The organism is Listeria weihenstephanensis, assembly GCF_003534205.1.
In the GTDB taxonomy this organism is placed as follows: Bacteria; Bacillota; Bacilli; order Lactobacillales; family Listeriaceae; genus Listeria_A; species Listeria_A weihenstephanensis.
Map to the genome: position 1 here is coordinate 727,782 of NZ_CP011102.1, position 17,828 is coordinate 745,609.

The window sequence follows — 17,828 nt, forward strand, 5'->3', positions numbered from 1 at the left end:
AGAGGATTTGAGCGACGATGATGATTTTTCATATAATGTTCAAGGCAATCAAGCTCACGCTGCGTGATAAGGGCTATTTTCTCTATATGTTAATTTTTCCAATAGCGCTGATTTTGGTGCTGGGAAGCGTGTTGCAAGATAGCTTTAGCAGTGATTTGAAGCTGGATAAAATGACGGTGGAATATACGATTCAAAAGGATAGCGATGTTGGGAAGGCGTTTCGTGATTTTGCGGCAGAAGCGAGCGGGAAGCAAGTAACATTTAAGGAAGCAGATAGCGCAAAGGCTGGAAAAAAGGCAGTGTCTGATGGGGATGCTGTTGGATTTGTGGCAGTGACGGATGATTTGACGGTGACGACGAATGCGCCGAGTCAGATTGAGATGAGTGTGCTAAATGGCTATTTGGATGGTTTTACATCACAATATCGATTGGCGAGTACGATTGTGAAAGTGGATCCGACGCAGATCGGTGTTTTGCAAGCTCCTCCGAAAGCATCAGATTCCGCGATTCAAATAGAGAAATTGGCTTCTGGAAGCAATATTACCGCTTTTGAATATTATGCGATTGCGATGATTGCGATGGTGATGATGTTTGGAATTAGTAGTGGTATTAATGTATTTCGTGAGGAAAAGGTGCGTCATACGGATGTTCGGCTGTTCATTGCACCAATTAGGAAATCGACAGCGATTATGGGGAATTTTCTCGGTGCTATTTTTATGCAGACGATGTCGTTAATTTTACTGATGGTGATTTCGGATGTCTTTTTCGGGGTCAATTGGGGCATGTATAGCCTCGTGATTTTTGTGATTTATTTCAGTTTATTATTTTTATCGGTGGCGCTTGGTATGGCGGTTGATGTGTTTAGTAACGGGAATCCGGCGGCGAATGGTGCTGCGATGTTACTGATTCAAGTATTCGCCTTTCTCGGTGGGGCGTATTTCCCAACTGGTGACGGGCTGATGTCTAAGCTTTCACCAATTGGCTGGGTTCGTGTCGGCGTTAGAGATGTTTTATACAATCATGATTTAGCCGCGGCAGCTTTTCCAATAGCGGTAAACTTATTGATAACAGTAGTTCTTGTCGTTGCGATGAGCTTCTGGATCAGACGAAAGGAAGTGTATTAAGATGCAGCAAATTGGATGGATTTTTAGGCATAATTTCAAAAGTATTACGCAGAGTAAGGGCAAATTGTTGATGATTATAGGCTTGCCCATTTTGAGTATTTTGATTTACTTCGTTTCGTATGGCGCGCAATCGGGCACGACTATGCTTAAAATTGGTTTGGTAAATGAGGATCCAGGCGTTTACACGAGCCAAATGGTGACGTGGATGAAAGCGGACAGCGATAGTGTGCAGTCAGTTTCAAAGGCGGCAGGAGATAAGAAACTGACAGGTGGGCAACTGGATGCGCTTGTTATTTTTGAAAAAGGTTCGGAAAAAAGTATCGCGGCACTTGACCCGCAACATATTACGGTGAAGTCGATGCAGGGCGATACGGTGAATAAAACGGTGAAAGCGACGGTTAACGCTTCGCTCACAAATATCATGTCGATGATCCAGGCGAGTGAAAAAGGTGGGCAAGATTTTACGAAGTATGCCAGCACCTTTGATCATTCCAAGATTAGTGTGACACAAAAAACGTCGAGTAATCAGCAAGATGTTGTACTGATGATGTCGACGCAAATTCTTGGTTTTCTATGTATGATGTTACTTTATGCAGCGGGAAATCTCGGCGAACTTATTTTGCAGGAGAAGGAAGATGGTACGTTTTATCGCTTGATGTCAACACCGCTCAGCAGTAAAGCCTATCTCTTTGGTAACGCGTTATTTTCACTGGCAGTGGTTGTCACAGAAGTCGTCATTTGTTTAACGGCAATGCGATTTGTGTTCGGTATTGATCCAGGCGTATCCTACCTCGCACTATTTGGCATTTTATTCGTATTCTCGGTGATGGCGGTACTACTTTCACTAGCGCTAGGATTCACAGCGACGAGTAGAAAGAGCGTCAGCGGGCTACAAATGATCCTATTCACACTAACGAGCTTACTTTCGGGCGCACTCATCCCGGTCGAAATCATGCCAGCATTCATGCAAAAAGTGGCGGAATTCTTGCCACAATATTGGGTGATGAACGCGATCACGACCCTACAACAAAATGGAGGTTTAGCATCGATCAGCTTGAACATCGCGATTATATTAGGATATGCTTTGCTATTCTTCTGTATCGCGAGTTATAAATTTACGAAAAATAATCGGGTGAACTCATTCGTATAAAAATTCGGCGATACCTTTTAACGAGGCATCGCCGAATTTTTTTCGATCCAATTAGAAATGGTAGCGAGTTCCATGTCACTATCAAGTGCGATGGCAACAGTGAAATCTTCTGCATCCTGATTTGAAGCCATTAATTGCGAACCATTATATTTTAAGAATAAACCTAGAGAAGCAAGCGCTGTCCGCTTATTTGCATTCGCGAAACAATGTTTGATGATTAAGTTTTTATAGAGAATCCCAGCTTTATCATGCAGTGTTGGATAAAGTTCACGCTCGAAAACAATCTGTTTCGGCTCCTGTATACACATGTTTAGCGGGCTAACTTCACCTGCTAACTCCTCGAAAACTTCACGCCCTCCATAAAAATCAAGAGATGATTTTTCCTGCGGCCGCTCCAGTTTTTGTCGGAGCTGAACGAGCAGCTTCAGTTCTTCGTGTGGGCTATATTTCTTAATCAGCAAACCGTTCAACATAATGACCTCGGGTTCCGTGAGATAATGAAGCGTCATCGATCAACTAATCCGCGAAAAGCTTGGTCATATTCGTCCAAAACCTCTTCGGCCATTTTTAGGAAATCGGGGGAGACAGCTTCTTTTTTCTCAGCGGCTTTTCTTAATTCTACAACATTATCTTTGATTACAAACTCAACATTATCACCAGAAACGAGTTCTAGCTTCGACATAACATCTGGCGGCAATGTTGTAATAACACTATGGCCAGATTTTCTAGTGGACCTTTTCAATGCGTACATCATTGTCATCACCTCTTCTTAAATAAGTATACACGTATCACCGCAAGGGGGCGAACCACCTATTTTCCACAAAAAAAGAGCAAGAATAATCCTGCTCTCAAAAAGAAATTATTTATTGCGATCATAAAATTCAACAAAATTATGAACAACGGAATCAATAAAAGCAACAGTGCCTTCATCAATTAGCGCGCCGTTTTCATCAAATTTGGTATGAGCAGCGCCGATGAACACCTCATTAGCAGGCAAAATTCGCATACCCATCGTATCTAAAATTTGGCGAAGATGCATTTGAGCTCGAACCGTTCCAAGGCCACCCATGGAAGCGCCGACGATAAAACCTGGTTTTTCGGTTAAATCAGGTGTAATGCGACTAGCCCAGTCAATTCCGTTTTTTAGTACACCAGAAATCGAGTGATTATACTCAGGTGTTACGAAAAGAACCGCATCAGCGTTGCGAACTTTTTCTTTAAAAGCGACAACATCCGCTGGTAAATCGGACTCTAAATCTTCGTTATAAAGTGGTAAATTAAGATCTAAAATTTCACTGTCCAGCTTGTCTGCGTAACGTTTTTGAATAAATTCTGCTAATGTTTTGTTAAACGAATTTTTTCTTAAACTACCTACTAGAATGGCTACTTTCATTGTTATATTCCTCATTTCATTAAGTTAATAACTTAATATTAACAACTTACAAAAAGTAAGTCAATGATTTAGACTCAAATATTTTCTTTATGTTCCCGAAAACGTCGAATACTGTGATTTAAAACTTCAGAAAGTACGAGGCCAGCAGCGATGGCACCAGCAACAAGGGCAACACGAACGGAGAATGAAATAGCTTCAAGATAATCGCCAAGCACAAAATTTCGAACAGCTTGATAGGCGAGTCCACCAGGAACTAGAGGTACGATGCCAGGGACGTTGAAGATGGTGACAGGCAAACGTTTTGATTTAGCAAAGAAGAAACTTGCGATGGCGACGACAAACGCGCCTGCGAGCGTACTCATAGTTGTACCTGCGTCTAGTTGCGATAGAATCCAGTACGTCATCCAGCCGAAAGTTCCCGTTAGACCACATTCGATGAGTGAGCGGCGTGGGACGTTTGTAATGATGGCAAATGCGAGCGTGGCTAGGAAGCTGAAAGATATTTGCATGAGTACAGTTAAGAACATTTTTTTGACCTCCTTTTGTTGTGGGTCTTATGAGGCATCCCTTGCCGATTTAGAGCCTCAATATGCATGAGAGTGAAACGAGCATGTAATCCATAAGTGGCTCTTAAGCGTTGAACTTAGAATGAGCGCTGAGCAGATATCGGACCGTCAGTGTGGTTCCCGCTAAGTTTAGAAGTAGCACCGTGTTTTTGTTGAAGTTTTGGAATTTAGGGATGGTGTGGTCTCGAATTTAGGCGTTTGTTGATGCTCGACGCCTTCGGATCTAGCTTCAACAGCCAACTCCTCGAAATTTTCGGTGCCTCCGAAAAACCCAAAAGAGGGATTTATCTGCGCCCCCTAACAAATTTTGTCGGATCTAACGGGCCGTTTCCGCTTTTCAGGTGATCCAGCTTCAACGGCCAGATCCTCGAAATTTTCGGTGCCTCCGAAAAATCCAAAAGAGGGATTTATCTGCGCCACCTAACAAATTTTGTCGGATCTAACGGGCCGTTTCCGCTTTTCGTGTGATCTAGCTCCAACAGCCAGCCTCTCGGAATTTTCGGTGCCTCCGCAAAAACCAAAAGAGGGTTTTCACTGCGCCCCCTAACAAATTCTGTCGAGGCTAACGGGCCGTTTCCGCTTTTCTAGCTAAAAAACCTAAACACAACCGCTATCCCAATTCCAATCGTCCCTGCTGTTATCAACGCTTCTGTTCCGCGGGCCATTCCTGACAGCAGGTGTCCTGCGAGCAAATCACGCACGGCGTTGGTGATTGGAACGCCTGGTACTAATGGCATCACGCCGCCGATGATCATCTTGTCTAGACTCACTCCCCAGCCGATCGAGATCGCGATAACTGATAATAAACCAACTGTAAATGCGGCTAAAAATTCCGCTAAAAATTTCACTTTGAAAAACTCTGTACCGTAATAAAAAATTACAAATCCGATCGCGCCAATGATACATGTTGCGATTAAATCTTTCCAAACACCGCCGAAAATCATCATCAGCGTGCCACTAACAACTGCTGCGGCAACTATCTGTAACCAAATTGGATAAAACTTGACTTCGTTATCCAAGGATCGTAATCGTGTGTAGAATTGTCCTAAAGATATTTGCTTTGTCGTGAATTCTCGTGATAAATCATTGACCTTCGATACTTTCTCTAAGTTGATGGTACGTGTCGGAATCTGCTCCATTTTAACACTTGAGCTGCCTTGTATTGTCATGAAAATTCCTGTGGGTGTCACAAAGCTGATTCCTTTTTTTTCAGTAGCAGCTTCGGCGATACGGCTCATTGTATCCTCCACTCGGTACATTTCCGCACCACTTTCCATCATTACTTTTCCCGCTAGTAAGCATGTATCCAGTAACAAATCTTGAGATGTCTCTTCCATTGACATGACCTCCATTCTTACTAATCTCTCTTCCCATCCTACCGCAACAATCGCTTTTTTTCTAGTCAAAATAAAAAGATTTTTTAAATTTGGGATTCCATCAGGCGATTTCAGGGTAAACATCTGGTAGTATAGAAGGTATGAGGCTGACGGAATAATGACGAAAAAGAAGTTTTGCCAATAAAAATGTTTTTTGCTAAATTAAAAGCCAGACAAAAGGAGTTTTTGCAGATGAGCAGTATTGAGTATGAAATTGTGGAGCATATTGGTGTGTTGTCGGAGAATTCGAAGGGATGGCGGAGAGAGGTCAATCTAATTAGTTGGAACGGCCGCGCGCCCAAATATGATATTCGGGATTGGTCACCGGGTAATGAGAAAATGGGCAAAGGTATTACGCTCACGGAGGAAGAGTTTAAAAAAATCGCTGAATTAGCGAAGTAACGGGGGAATTGTTTATGTTTGCATATGATATTTATGAACCAATTGATCGGAAGGTAGAGGATACGTTTCCAACTATCTTTACACTTCACGGAATTGGAGCGGACGAACTAGATATGCCGGGGATATTAGAGTCGATAATGGATCGTTTTGTCATTGTCAGCATTCGAGGTAGCGTGCAACAAGGCCCAGGGTATTCCTACTATAAACCGGTGTTAGACGGTGAACCTAGTGAAAAGACGATTTCATATGCAGCAAACAACGTTCACGAATTTGTGGAGACTATTTTGAAACAGTACCCATCGATTGACCGCAAAAAAATGTATCTGTTTGGCTTTGATCAAGGCGGAATTGTTGCCATGACGGAGTTTGCAAAAAACGGTGGTATGTATCACGGTGGTGTTTTCCTAAGCACAAAATTACCTTCCTTTTTAGAAGAGGGACCGAAAAATTTACTATTGAAGTCAAAACGTATTTTTATAGGACATGGCACCAAAGATCCTGTGTTCCCAGTCACGGAAGGCGAGCGGACGGTAAAATACTTTGAAAGCTTGACGAATGATGTGACATATCAGACTTTTGATGTGGTGCATAATGTTACGGCAGAGGAAGCAGAGATTGTTTTAGATTGGTTTACGAGAGTCGAAGTTGATAATCCAGCGGCGAAAAAAGAAAATAGTTAAACAAACATGGAGGTTTTACAGGATGAAAGCATTAGGTTTTACAAAATTTGGCGAGCCAGAAGTATTTGAAGAATTAGAGTTACCAAAACCAAAAGCAAGCGAAAAAGGTGTGTTAATCAAGGTTCAAGCCGTAGGAATCAATCCTTACGACGCCTTATTACGCGCAGGTACGATGCAAAAAATACGCCCACTCGAATTCCCGATCGTTCCAGGAAGCGATATTGTCGGCAAAATCGTGGAAGTAGGGTCAAAAGTGAAGAATTATGCGATCGGTGATATTGTCATCGCGCATCCAGCTATTGGCGGCTACGCAGAATATGTAGCAACACCGAGTTATAACGTTGTCAAAAAACCAAAAGAAATGGGTGTGGAGGAAGCCGCAGGACTAGCATCAGCAGGAATTACGGCTTACTATGCACTTCAAATCGCAAACGTTAAAAAAGGCGAAAACCTGGTCATTCAGGGCGCGTCAGGAGCAGTTGGTGCGATCATCGTTCAACTTGCGAAAGAAAAAGGCATCCGCGTGATCGGAATTGGCAACAGCAAGAATGCAGATTATTTGAGCGCACTCGGCGTTGACCGCGTGATGTCGTATGATCGTGGCAATTTAGCTGAGATTTTAAAAGATAAAGGCGACGTTGTGATTGATGCAAGTTTTGGAGGAAAAGGCGCTGAAGAAGGACTACATTATGTGAAAAAAGGCGGACGTTATATCTCGCTGACAGCTCTCCCTGAGAATGCGGAAGAGAAGCAAGTGAAAGCGATCCGGATGAAGCGTACGAAAGAGATGAAGGATAAAGAAGCGCTGGGTTATTTGGCGGATCTGTATCGTGCGAATAAGTTGCAGTTGAAGACAGCTGAAGTTCTGACATTTGATCTACGAGGCGTGATTGGTGCGCATCAGTTGATTGAGAAGAAGAACGTGGCTGGGAAGATTATTTTGAAGTAAGTAGATAGAGATGAAGGGCACCTGATGTTGGGTGTCTTTTTTGTTAGGGTAAAATATAATTGAAAATATGCTTCTATTTTACAGGGAACTATAGTAAAATATTACTTGTATGCGCCAGGGAATTGGTAAATGCAATAATACTAGCAAAAGAGGTGATTACTTGAGGTTAAAAATAGTTTGTGAATTAAGTGATGAGAAATTTCCGCTGAATTTTAGACGAAAAATTTTGATGATTTTTAAAACTGGATTGAAACAATCATATCCAGAGGTTTTTGAAGAGTTGTACGGCACTAACACCCAGAAGGATTTCACATTTTCGGTTTATTTTGAGAATGGTGTTTTTGGGAAAAATGAAATTACAGTGACAAGTAAACGGTTGATAATTAATTTTTCAACTGGAAATGCAGAACAGGCGATTATGTTTTATAATGCGTTTACGAATCTTAGAGGAAAGGCAACACGGATTTCTGATACGTGTGATTTGAGAATTATTTCCGTAAATATCGTGAAAATGAAACCGATTGCATCGAATTCTATCGTTTTTAAAGTGTTGTCTCCAATTGTTTGTCGAGATCATAATCGTGATACCCAAAAAGATTGGTTTTACATGTTTGAAGATGAACAATTTGTGCCGTTATTAAAACGTAACTTGCTCATTAAATTACAAGATAAGTACGGTGATTTTGTTGGGCAAGATATTGCAGCTATGAAGATTACACCCGTGAGTATGAAGAAAACAGTTGCGTTACATTATGATATTTCGATTGTATGTTCTCTTGGTTTGATTGAAATTGAGGCGCCGAAATATTTGTTGGAGCACGTTTTGAATGAGGGGCTCGGCTCTCTTACGGGAACAGGCTTCGGGATGTTAGAACAAGCTTAGGGAGGTGAAAAAATGAGAGAAATAGAATGTCGAGCGAGCGATTGGCTTTTCAATGCAGGTCTTGTTGGCTTTATAAATATCGTTGGCAAAGAAAACGTCAGAATGGAAGGGCAAAGTGTCTTTTTTGACGCGGATTTGTTGGATAGTTTTGAAGATAAGTACTTTGCGTATTTTATCGAGGAGTACGAAAAGACGTTATCTTGGTATAAGATCGTATCGTTTAAAAAAGAAATGGATCGCTATCGAAAAGATGATTTTGCGAGTTTTGATGAGAAGGCCTTGGAGGAGCTCAATAACTATATCGCGAATGTAGCGAAGTATTATCTGAAAAGTGCCAGCTATGTAAGCGTTTATCCCCTTATTGATGCTACGGCAGATCCTGTTGAATGGGGTAAAAATCTTGCTAAAGTTGGAGCCTTAAAAAAGAAGGAAACATTTGATGAAAAACGTGCAGATATTATCCAAGAAGTGAAGCAAGTGTATCTGAAGTTAGATCAAATAATCGCATTTTGTAATAGTGAAAAAGGTGAAAGATATTTAGCCGCTAAAAATGTGATCTACACGGTGATCAAAAATGCCTGGAATGGGGTTTCATTCCTGAATCCGCAGACCAAAGAGAAAGATACGTATGTGGATTATCGGACTAATTTTATCGATCCAGTCAAAGAACATCTAGAAACCAATCTAGAAAAAGCGAAATTCACCTGTTTCACATGCAACCAACCAATCAAAAATTTGAAGCTTGATCTCAGTTTTATGAATGAAACTGGTTTTGACACAGCGCGGAAAACCTCACATGTTTGGGATTTTAATAATGATATCGCGGTCTGTGCTGTCTGCAAATTTATCTATTCATGCGTCCCAGCTGGATTCACCTACGTTCATAACAACGGGATTTTCATCAATGATTCCGTTAGTATCGATACACTGCATGCCGTCAACGAAAAAATACGATCCGCAATTTTGCATGATCCAGCGCAAACCTTGACACATACCAGCCCATATCGTGCCTTGGTCGAAGCCATCACGAATCAAGTCGAGGACAAGCGGCATTATGAATTGGCAGATATTCAAGTTGTCCGTTATGAAAACGAGACGTACCGCTTTAACATCTTGTCGAAACGAGCGCTAAACATTTTCCGAGAGTCAAAAAACGCATTAACAGCACTACAACGATGCGGGTTTAAAGAAGGCAATGTAAATGTTAACTTTTATCAAGAAACAGTTCGACGTTTGATGAATAATGAAAACCTGTTCACGTTTATTCACAAAGCGATGTATTTGAAAGTGACGAATGCGAGCAATACTTATTATCACATGGGGCATATCGGCAGTTTACTCGAGATAAATACGAATTTTCTAAAGGAGATAGAGGCGATGACTGAGATTTCGAAAGGTCGAATTTGGCATATTAATAAGTGCGGAAATGAATTTAAAAAGGCGTATCCAGATCACAAGCGCAGCGGTTTTAACTACAAAGTTTTGAATGCGCTAAAAACAAATAATCGTGATGCGTTTATGGACATTATTTTAAACAGTTACTCGTATTTAGGAAAGACGGTTCCTGATTTTTTCTTGGAGTCTTTTACAAGCGATGAGACGTTTAAAACGGTTGGCTATGCGTTTATGGTCGGCGTCAATGGTGCTATAGAGCAAGAAGACAAAGATAAAGATGGAGGAAATGACAATGAAAAGTAAGGGACTCGCAATGACAATCATTTTTCAAGCAGAAAGCGCGAACTACGGGGAAAGCTTGGGAAATATTTCGGCACTGAAAAAGATATCTCGCAACAATGGCGATCAGTATACATATATTTCTCGCCAAGCAATTCGTTATAATATGATGGAGCAAATTGGTGAGAAGGAAGCACCGGTTAAAGCGGAAGGAAGCGGTGACAAGAAGGTTATTCAGTTCTTGAGTGAAGCGACAATCACAGATTTTCCAGAGCTAGACTTCTTCGGCTATTTAAAAACGGAGAAAGGGACGCAAGGGCAAAAACGTTCTGCTAAGGTCCGACTTTCCAACGCGATTTCATTAGAAACTTTTAAAGCGGATCTGGACTTTTTAACAAATAAAGGTCAAGCGGATAAGGTTGGCGAAAACATGAATATTGCGCAGGCGGAGATTCATCGTTCGTACTACCGCTACACGGTGACGATTGATCTGGACCAAATCGGAATTGATGGGCAAATTCAGATTGATAATAAAGAAAAAAGTCGTCGCGTGCAGAAGTTAATGGATACGATTTCGTTCCTATATCGCGATATTCGTGGGCGTCGTGAGGACTTGAAGCCACTGTTTGTTATTGGTGGTGTCTACGATGTGAAAAATCCGGTATTCCAAAACGTCGTAGATATTAAGGATAATAAGGTGCTTGTGGATAATATTCTTGGCGTACTCGATTACAGTGGTATCAAAGAAAATACGAAATGTGGCGTTATTAAAAATCAGTTTGATAACACTTCTGAAATTGAACAACAATTAAATGCCGAATCCGTTCCAGCATTTTTCAATGATCTTAAAGAAAAGATTGATGCATATTATGAAAGCAATTAGGATTAAATTATGGCAGGATTTAGTGAATTATAAGAAACCGACGAGCTTTCAGTTGAAGGAAACATATCCCTTGCCACCTTATTCAACGGTGATTGGAATGGTGCATACGATGTGCGGATTTACGAGCTATCACCCGATGGAAATCAGTATTCAAGGAAAGTATTTTTCTAAGGTGAATGATCTTTATACGCGCTATGAGTTCAAAAATGGAATGACCTATGATGATAAACGACACCAGCTGAAAGTCGGCGATTATGGCGTTGGACGTGGGATTGCGACGGCGGAATTGCTCGTGGATGTGGAGCTACTTTTGCATGTAATTCCGGAAGATCAGGACTTGGTGGAAACCATTGCGGAGGCGTTTCAAACACCTGTGGAATACCCATCGCTTGGCCGGCGTGAGGATATTGCGACGATTGAAGAGGTGAAGGTGGTGTCGGTAGAAAAGATAACCGCAGAGGAAGACCTGAAATTGGATCAGAATTATGGCGCCTACGTCCCAATATCGCTCATAGAAAATGAAGAGGTGTATTTCCGACCACATGCGCAAAGTAATGTTGGGCGAAACGATATGTTAGGAACGCGTTATTTGCTGACAGATACGTATGAGCTCATCAATCGAGGAACTGCGAAAGCACCGAAAATGTTTCGTAATTGGTTGAAAAAAGATGTTTTCTACACAACGTCTATCATCATATCAGAGGAAGACAAGTTCTTTGTTGATGAGGATGAAAAACTAGTATTTTTAGATATCAAATAAAAATTGGAGAGGGTTCACGCTCTCTCTTTTTGGAGGTTCTGATGAATCATTATTTAGCGAAATCGAAACCAGAAGAAACCATTCAAGAACATACGGACAATTTACTGAGAAATTATGATTTATTGCAAAAATATTATCCTGAAATACCTGTAAACTGGCACTTTTTAAAGCTTGCGTGTCTGATTCATGATCTTGGAAAAATGAATCTTTACTTCCAAGAAAAGGTGTCTGGCGGTAAGCGTAATAAAAAAGAGATACCTCATAACTATCTTTCTGTCGCGTTTGTTCCATATAAAAAACTAAAAGAGGAAGGTTACACAAAGGAAGAGATCCAGGTACTTTTTCAAGCTATTGCGCGACATCACGAACGAAAAATTGGATTCACAGAGGACGAATGGTCTTTGGAGATGAAAAAGTTAGAACAGGAGTGGCAGGGTTTTACATATGATAAATTAGGTGAATACCGAGCGTATCGCAGTCATTTTCCAGCCAAATACTATCAGGTAACAGCACAAATATTTGAAGGGAAAACAGATCAAAGTATGGAAATTTTTATACATTACGTCCTATTAAAAGGTCTCCTAAACCGTATTGATTTCGCGGCAAGTGCAGACATCGATGTGGAGAAACCGAATGATTTCCTAGAAACGGCGATGGCAGAACAGATGACGGCGTTCCGTGCGAAAAATCCTGATGCAGATTGGAAGCCTTTACAAAAATATATGCAGGCCCATCAAGATGAAAATGTGATTGTTGTCGCGGAAACTGGGATGGGGAAAACAGAAGCGGGGTTGCTTTGGTTGGGCAATCATAAAGGATTCTTCACATTACCATTACGAACCGCGATTAATGCGATTTATAGCCGTTTGATTGATAGCGAAACAGGAATTATCAAGGAATCGCAAACAGATCGCGTTGGCTTGTTGCATTCGGAGACGTATGGACAGTATTTAACGCATGAATCCGATTTTGATATGGATATTGAGGATTATTACACGAAAACGCGTCAAATGTCGCTGCCAATAACGGTTTGCACGCTGGATCAGTTGTTTGATTTTGTGTTCCGGTATGCTGGATTTGAGCCGAAACTGGCTACGCTATCCTATTCTAAAGTTATTATCGATGAGGTTCAGATGTATTCACCGGATTTATTGGCATATCTCATTGTCGGGCTTTCCTATATTCAAAAAGTTGGTGGGAAGTTCACGATTTTAACGGCGACATTACCTGGAATTATCCCTGATTTACTGGCGGAAAATGATGTTATTTTTACACGAGCGGAGGAAGATTTTATATCAGATCGAATTCGTCATAGTATTGAGGTTGTTCATGAGCCGATAAATAGCAAATTTATTCAAGAATTTTATGAGGATAATCGGATTTTGATCATTTGTAATACGGTTCGCGTGGCCAAAGAATTGTATAAGGAATTGGTGGATATGTATGACGCGGCAGAAGTCCATCTACTTCATAGCCAGTTCATCAAGCGCGATCGTTCGGCAAAAGAGGATGCCATTCTAGCGGACGGTCATAAAGATAGTAAGCGACCTTGTATTTGGGTGGCGACGCAGGTTGTCGAGGCTTCTTTAGATATTGATTTTGACATCTTGTTTACGGAACTTTCCGATTTGAACGGTCTTTTTCAAAGGATGGGGCGTTGTTATCGAAATCGCAAGCTAGATGTGGCGACGAATGTGTATGTTTTTGATGAGGAATGTTCAGGTGTGGAGCCGCGTGGATTTATTGATAAACAGATTCATGAAAACTCAAAAATGATGTTGCAAAGCTGTCACGGTCCGGTTTCTGAGAGCGAAAAATTAACGATGATTAACCAAGTGTATTCGACAGAAGCATTAAAGGGTAGTCATTATTATGAAGAAGTGACAGGTATGATCCAATATGTGAAATCTTTTGACACGTATGAACTAGACAAAAATGAAGTTCGAAAACGATTCCGAAATATTAATTCTGTGGCTGCGATTCCAAAACCTATTCACGCGGAAAATAAGGAAGAAATCGCTGGACATATAGAAATTATCAAAACAAAAGGAATAGAACGCAAAGCTAAAATGAAAGCGCGGACGATGCTTTCGGCGTATATGCTTGATGTCCCAGGCTATATTTATGAAAAAGGAAGTGCGGAGTTCATTAAGATTAATGATTATGAAAAAGTAATTATCTTTGATTGTGACTACGACGAGGGAATTGGTCTAACGCCGAAAGACAAGGAGAAGGAAAATCTGTTTTTCTAGAGGAGGGAAGCAGGATGCGAATTAGCGGGACCCATGTCTATTATTATTTTGTGTGTAAGCGGAAACTATGGTTTTTCAGTAAAGCGATTCGGATGGAGCATTTGGATGAGAATGTGCAACTAGGAAAATTGTTGGATGAATCAAGCTACAATCGGGATTCGGGGCAGGTAATGATCGATGAGACGGTCAATATTGACTTTATTCGGGATTGGAAAGTGCTTCACGAGGTGAAGAAAAGCCGTTCTATCGAGGAAGCTGGAATTTGGCAATTGAAGTATTATATTTATTTTTTGCGGGAAAAAGGGATTGCGATTGAGAATGGCGTGATTGATTATCCGAAGTTGCGACGTCGTGAAGAGGTGGAATTATCAAATGAGGATTCACAAAGGCTGATCGAGATTATGGCGGATATTGAGAATATCTGTGTACAAGATAAACCACCGAAGCTTGAAGAAAAACCAATTTGTAAAAAATGTGCCTATTTTGAGTATTGCTTTATTTGAGGAGGACTTACATGGAGAGCTATTATTTATTTTCAAATGGAGAGTTGAAACGCAAGGATAATGTGGTGAGGTTAACAGCGCCTGATGGTAAATTTAAAGATTTGAAAGTCGAGATGACACGTGAAATTTTCCTTTTTGGCGAGGTGAGTTTGAATACGAAATGTTTGAATTACATCGGTCAGCTGGGCATTCCAGTGCATATTTTTAATTATTATGGATTTTATAGTGGTAGTTACTATCCGCGTGAGTCCAATGTTTCTGGGGAACTTCTTGTTGCGCAAGTGACGCATTATGCAGATGAAAAGCGCCGGCACGATATTGCAGTTCAATTTGTAGAGAGCGCTTCTTTTAATATTTTGCGGAATTTGAGGTATTATCGACAACGTGAAAAAGATGTAGATGAGGCGATGAGTGAGATTAAATCGCTCCGTAAAAAGATAGCAAAAACGGCAGATATTCAAGAGCTGATGGGGATTGAGGGGAATATTCGTAAGGTGTATTACCAGGCATGGCAAGCGATTATTAACCAAGAAATTGATTTTGAAAAGAGGGTGAAGCGTCCGCCAGATAATATGATTAATACGCTGATTTCTTATGTGAATTCTTTGGTGTATTCTAGCTGTTTGACGGAGATTTATAAAACGCAACTAAATCCCGCTATTAGTTATTTGCACAGTGCTGGCGAGCGACGTTTCTCACTATGCCTTGATATTGCTGAAGTTTTTAAGCCACTTATTGCAGATCGATTGATTTTTAGTATGTTAAATAAGAACATAATTACGGAAAAAGATTTTGAGCGTGAAGCTAATTTCTGCTATATGAAAAAAGAAGCACGGCAGAAAATATTGCAGGCGTACGATTTGCGGATGAAAGAGACGGTTAAACATCGTGATTTAGGTCGAAGCGTCTCCTATCGCCATTTGATGAGGTTAGAATGTTATAAATTAATCAAGCATTTAATGAACGATAAAGAGTACGAAGGATTTAAAATTTGGTGGTGAATAAAAAATGTATATAATCTTGATTTACGATATTGCACAGGATAATGGCGGCGCAAAAGTATCGCGAAATATCTTTAAAATCTGTAAAAAATATTTAACGCATGTTCAAAAATCCGTTTTTGAAGGAGAAATTACACCACCGTTATTAGTGAAATTACGGATGGAGCTGGATAAATATATTCGTGATGAGGAAGACTCGATTATTGTGTTCTCAAGTCGGCAGGAAAGGTGGCTAGAGAAGGAGTTTTGGGGAGTTCCCGATGAGAAAACATCCAATTTCTTCTGATAGATGAAAAATCTGTCGACCTCCAGTAGCGTAAAAACTATGGGGGATCGACAGATTTCAATAAACGATTGCGCTGGAAGGGATTTCGGGTTTTTGATGGTGTAGGGGAAGCTGGAAAGGTAGAGAAAAAACAATTTTTGTTGGAGGTCGACAGATTTGGGGTGTTGAGGTATGATGGGAGTAGGGACGAAATAGGACGGGTTTTTATCTAAGTAATGTGAAATGTAAATACCAGCAAATCCCCTTTTTCATAGACTCGCTTTGTTGTTTTTATCTAAGTAATGTGAAATGTAAATGTTGATGGGGGTGACATTGGTTTTCCATCATCGCCGTTTTTATCTAAGTAATGTGAAATGTAAATCTGGACCCCGAATACATATCGTTATGGTGAATATGCGGTTTTTATCTAAGTAATGTGAAATGTAAATATTTTAAAATCAATCTCACTTGGCTTCAGATCCACAGTTTTTATCTAAGTAATGTGAAATGTAAATATTCTTTCAAGGTGTAATTTCCATTCGCTAGTTTTTGTTTTTATCTAAGTAATGTGAAATGTAAATAATCATATTCGAGGGCGTATATACCTGACTTACCAGTTTTTATCTAAGTAATGTGAAATGTAAATAACAACCCAAAACGAAGATATGCTAGAAATCTATGTTTTTATCTAAGTAATGTGAAATGTAAATTCAGGATATTCTGAATCTGTATCGGGATGGAATAAGGTTTTTATCTAAGTAATGTGAAATGTAAATTATACTGCCGCCGAGCGCAACGTTGAGTTTATCGAGTTTTTATCTAAGTAATGTGAAATGTAAATTCGTATTGAGCATATAGGCCACATTGTCCATTGTCGTTTTTATCTAAGTAATGTGAAATGTAAATGCTATTAACGGAAAAATAGCAACCACGACAAACATTGTTTTTATCTAAGTAATGTGAAATGTAAATTGGTACACAAACACCGCATTCTTAGGTAGCCAAGCATTTTTATCTAAGCAATGTGAAATGTAAATGTTGATTTCAATAACTATGCGAAACTGATCTTTTCGGTTTTATTTAAGTAATGTGAAATGTAAATTCCAGCAAGTCTTTATTTTCGTGAATGTTGCCGATGGTTTTTTATCTAAGTAATGTAAATTGGGACAGGACAGTTACAAAATTTCTGTACGAACAGTTTTTATCCAATTAAAATGATGCAACACAAAAAACGCCACTACCAATCCAAATGGCAGTGGTATTCTAAAATTCTCGAACAATCTAATACACATATCAATCAAAAATCCTCGTATTAACCAACGCTTGAAAATACCCATCCATCTCCTCAGCCGGCGTAGTCTGCTCTTTACTCACCCACCACAAAACCAAACCGGAAATCGCGTGGCCGAAAATCTCAGCGATGATTTCTTTCGGAACATCCGTATTCTCCCCATCTTTCAATAACTCACTCAAATCAGCAAGCATCAAGTTATTCATCTGCTTCCCAAAGTCATTTCGAAACTGTTCGCTGGCGTGAAAACACTCAAATATTGTTAATACCAGCTGCCGATCCCAAGCTTCGAACATGCACATGAATGGCTGGCACAATCTTTCTCTCGGCGTAAAGCGATCAAAGCCTGCCTGCATCTTATCCACGCAATATGTCAAAAGGTGATACTTATCCTCAAAATGTTTATAAAATGTCGTTCTATGGACCATCGCTTTATCGCAAATCATATTAATTGTTATCGCTTCAAAGGTATAAACATGCTCATTAATCAGTTCTAACAGTGCATTTGATAGGTGGGTTTTGGTTCTTAATGAACGCAAATCTTCTTTTCTTTCTGACATTCGGCGACACTCTCCTTAGATGTGTAGACTAACTTGATTTTCGGCTCTTTTTGATTCTTGTTGTAGCTACCATATAAAGTTATTATACGTAGGAGGACAGAAAAAGTCTACAGAAA

At 40.2% G+C, this 17,828-nt stretch carries 19 protein-coding genes and 1 CRISPR repeat array; of the genes, 13 read left to right on the forward strand and 6 right to left on the reverse strand.

What is annotated here, in order from left to right:
* Positions 1-17 precede the first annotated feature (17 nt).
* Positions 18-1,124, forward strand: a complete 1,107-nt coding sequence (locus tag UE46_RS03535; RefSeq protein ID WP_233230978.1) for an ABC transporter permease — start codon at positions 18-20, stop codon at positions 1,122-1,124.
* Position 1,125: 1 nt separating this feature from the next.
* The gene (locus UE46_RS03540; RefSeq protein ID WP_077912545.1) at positions 1,126-2,274 is read left to right on the forward strand and encodes an ABC transporter permease; all 1,149 of its coding nucleotides are present in this window, start codon (positions 1,126-1,128) and stop codon (positions 2,272-2,274) included.
* 17 nt (positions 2,275-2,291) lie between these two features.
* On the opposite strand, the gene UE46_RS03545 is transcribed toward UE46_RS03540, so the two are convergent.
* From UE46_RS03545 to UE46_RS03565, 5 genes are all read right to left on the reverse strand, one after another.
* Positions 2,292-2,783 carry a type II toxin-antitoxin system death-on-curing family toxin gene (locus UE46_RS03545; protein WP_036061423.1) on the reverse strand — a complete coding sequence of 164 codons (492 nt, stop codon included), beginning with the start codon at positions 2,781-2,783 and terminating at the stop codon, positions 2,292-2,294.
* Positions 2,780-3,028 carry an AbrB/MazE/SpoVT family DNA-binding domain-containing protein gene (locus UE46_RS03550; RefSeq protein ID WP_036061424.1) on the reverse strand — a complete coding sequence of 83 codons (249 nt, stop codon included), beginning with the start codon at positions 3,026-3,028 and terminating at the stop codon, positions 2,780-2,782. The genes UE46_RS03545 and UE46_RS03550 overlap by 4 nt, the downstream gene beginning before the upstream one ends.
* Before the next feature lie 105 nt (positions 3,029-3,133).
* The gene (locus UE46_RS03555) at positions 3,134-3,667 is read right to left on the reverse strand and encodes an NADPH-dependent FMN reductase (protein ID WP_036061425.1); all 534 of its coding nucleotides are present in this window, start codon (positions 3,665-3,667) and stop codon (positions 3,134-3,136) included.
* Between the two features lie 74 nt (positions 3,668-3,741).
* Complete coding sequence (locus tag UE46_RS03560; protein WP_036061426.1) at positions 3,742-4,194, reverse strand: threonine/serine exporter family protein; 453 nt, start codon at positions 4,192-4,194, stop codon at positions 3,742-3,744.
* A 623-nt stretch (positions 4,195-4,817) separates the two neighbouring features.
* The gene (locus UE46_RS03565; RefSeq protein ID WP_118907400.1) at positions 4,818-5,570 is read right to left on the reverse strand and encodes a threonine/serine exporter family protein; all 753 of its coding nucleotides are present in this window, start codon (positions 5,568-5,570) and stop codon (positions 4,818-4,820) included.
* 231 nt (positions 5,571-5,801) lie between these two features.
* Here UE46_RS03565 and UE46_RS03570 point away from each other — a divergent pair, with 231 nt between their 5' ends.
* The 11 genes from UE46_RS03570 to cas2 all read left to right on the forward strand — a co-directional run bounded on the left by UE46_RS03570 (position 5,802) and on the right by cas2 (position 15,882).
* A complete protein-coding gene (locus UE46_RS03570; RefSeq protein WP_036060774.1) occupies positions 5,802-6,011 on the forward strand; it encodes a YdbC family protein in 210 nt (69 codons plus the stop codon).
* 14 nt (positions 6,012-6,025) lie between these two features.
* Positions 6,026-6,691 carry an alpha/beta hydrolase gene (locus UE46_RS03575; protein ID WP_036060776.1) on the forward strand — a complete coding sequence of 222 codons (666 nt, stop codon included), beginning with the start codon at positions 6,026-6,028 and terminating at the stop codon, positions 6,689-6,691.
* A 22-nt stretch (positions 6,692-6,713) separates the two neighbouring features.
* Positions 6,714-7,640 carry an NADP-dependent oxidoreductase gene (locus UE46_RS03580; RefSeq protein ID WP_036060777.1) on the forward strand — a complete coding sequence of 309 codons (927 nt, stop codon included), beginning with the start codon at positions 6,714-6,716 and terminating at the stop codon, positions 7,638-7,640.
* A gap of 160 nt (positions 7,641-7,800) precedes the next feature.
* A complete protein-coding gene (gene cas6 / locus UE46_RS03585; protein ID WP_036060778.1) occupies positions 7,801-8,523 on the forward strand; it encodes a CRISPR-associated endoribonuclease Cas6 in 723 nt (240 codons plus the stop codon).
* Between the two features lie 12 nt (positions 8,524-8,535).
* Positions 8,536-10,221 carry a type I-B CRISPR-associated protein Cas8b1/Cst1 gene (cas8a1, locus tag UE46_RS03590; protein WP_036060779.1) on the forward strand — a complete coding sequence of 562 codons (1,686 nt, stop codon included), beginning with the start codon at positions 8,536-8,538 and terminating at the stop codon, positions 10,219-10,221.
* Complete coding sequence (gene cas7i, locus UE46_RS03595) at positions 10,211-11,080, forward strand: type I-B CRISPR-associated protein Cas7/Cst2/DevR (RefSeq protein ID WP_118907401.1); 870 nt, start codon at positions 10,211-10,213, stop codon at positions 11,078-11,080. The genes cas8a1 and cas7i overlap by 11 nt, the downstream gene beginning before the upstream one ends.
* A complete protein-coding gene (gene cas5b, locus UE46_RS03600) occupies positions 11,058-11,840 on the forward strand; it encodes a type I-B CRISPR-associated protein Cas5b (protein WP_036060780.1) in 783 nt (260 codons plus the stop codon). Before cas7i ends, cas5b begins: the two co-directional genes overlap by 23 nt.
* 41 nt (positions 11,841-11,881) lie before the next feature.
* Complete coding sequence (locus UE46_RS03605) at positions 11,882-14,092, forward strand: CRISPR-associated helicase/endonuclease Cas3 (protein WP_036060781.1); 2,211 nt, start codon at positions 11,882-11,884, stop codon at positions 14,090-14,092.
* A 14-nt stretch (positions 14,093-14,106) separates the two neighbouring features.
* Complete coding sequence (cas4, locus tag UE46_RS03610) at positions 14,107-14,595, forward strand: CRISPR-associated protein Cas4 (RefSeq protein ID WP_036060783.1); 489 nt, start codon at positions 14,107-14,109, stop codon at positions 14,593-14,595.
* Between the two features lie 11 nt (positions 14,596-14,606).
* Complete coding sequence (gene cas1b / locus UE46_RS03615) at positions 14,607-15,596, forward strand: type I-B CRISPR-associated endonuclease Cas1b (RefSeq protein WP_118907402.1); 990 nt, start codon at positions 14,607-14,609, stop codon at positions 15,594-15,596.
* A 7-nt stretch (positions 15,597-15,603) separates the two neighbouring features.
* A complete protein-coding gene (gene cas2 / locus UE46_RS03620; protein ID WP_036060784.1) occupies positions 15,604-15,882 on the forward strand; it encodes a CRISPR-associated endonuclease Cas2 in 279 nt (92 codons plus the stop codon).
* 200 nt (positions 15,883-16,082) lie between these two features.
* Positions 16,083-16,963: direct repeats of the CRISPR family, unit length 30 nt; unit sequence GTTTTTATCTAAGTAATGTGAAATGTAAAT.
* Positions 16,964-17,154: 191 nt separating this feature from the next.
* On the opposite strand, the gene UE46_RS03625 is transcribed toward cas2, so the two are convergent.
* A complete protein-coding gene (locus UE46_RS03625) occupies positions 17,155-17,712 on the reverse strand; it encodes a TetR/AcrR family transcriptional regulator (protein ID WP_051492910.1) in 558 nt (185 codons plus the stop codon).
* Positions 17,713-17,828 lie beyond the last annotated feature (116 nt).

Bases quoted from the DNA above. Each gene is read 5' to 3' on its own strand.
- UE46_RS03575 (WP_036060776.1), top strand. From the start codon at position 6,026: ATGTTTGCATATGATATTTATGAACCAATTGATCGGAAGGTAGAGGAT.
- cas7i (WP_118907401.1), top strand. From the start codon at position 10,211: ATGAAAAGTAAGGGACTCGCAATGACAATCATTTTTCAAGCAGAAAGC.
- UE46_RS03555 (WP_036061425.1), bottom strand. From the start codon at position 3,667: ATGAAAGTAGCCATTCTAGTAGGTAGTTTAAGAAAAAATTCGTTTAAC.
- UE46_RS03605 (WP_036060781.1), top strand. From the start codon at position 11,882: ATGAATCATTATTTAGCGAAATCGAAACCAGAAGAAACCATTCAAGAA.
- UE46_RS03570 (WP_036060774.1), top strand. From the start codon at position 5,802: ATGAGCAGTATTGAGTATGAAATTGTGGAGCATATTGGTGTGTTGTCG.
- UE46_RS03540 (WP_077912545.1), top strand. From the start codon at position 1,126: ATGCAGCAAATTGGATGGATTTTTAGGCATAATTTCAAAAGTATTACG.
- cas1b (WP_118907402.1), top strand. From the start codon at position 14,607: ATGGAGAGCTATTATTTATTTTCAAATGGAGAGTTGAAACGCAAGGAT.
- UE46_RS03550 (WP_036061424.1), bottom strand. From the start codon at position 3,028: ATGATGTACGCATTGAAAAGGTCCACTAGAAAATCTGGCCATAGTGTT.
- UE46_RS03565 (WP_118907400.1), bottom strand. From the start codon at position 5,570: ATGGAAGAGACATCTCAAGATTTGTTACTGGATACATGCTTACTAGCG.
- cas8a1 (WP_036060779.1), top strand. From the start codon at position 8,536: ATGAGAGAAATAGAATGTCGAGCGAGCGATTGGCTTTTCAATGCAGGT.
- UE46_RS03580 (WP_036060777.1), top strand. From the start codon at position 6,714: ATGAAAGCATTAGGTTTTACAAAATTTGGCGAGCCAGAAGTATTTGAA.
- UE46_RS03545 (WP_036061423.1), bottom strand. From the start codon at position 2,783: ATGACGCTTCATTATCTCACGGAACCCGAGGTCATTATGTTGAACGGT.
- UE46_RS03560 (WP_036061426.1), bottom strand. From the start codon at position 4,194: ATGTTCTTAACTGTACTCATGCAAATATCTTTCAGCTTCCTAGCCACG.
- cas4 (WP_036060783.1), top strand. From the start codon at position 14,107: ATGCGAATTAGCGGGACCCATGTCTATTATTATTTTGTGTGTAAGCGG.
- UE46_RS03535 (WP_233230978.1), top strand. From the start codon at position 18: ATGATGATTTTTCATATAATGTTCAAGGCAATCAAGCTCACGCTGCGT.
- cas5b (WP_036060780.1), top strand. From the start codon at position 11,058: ATGCATATTATGAAAGCAATTAGGATTAAATTATGGCAGGATTTAGTG.
- UE46_RS03625 (WP_051492910.1), bottom strand. From the start codon at position 17,712: ATGTCAGAAAGAAAAGAAGATTTGCGTTCATTAAGAACCAAAACCCAC.
- cas2 (WP_036060784.1), top strand. From the start codon at position 15,604: ATGTATATAATCTTGATTTACGATATTGCACAGGATAATGGCGGCGCA.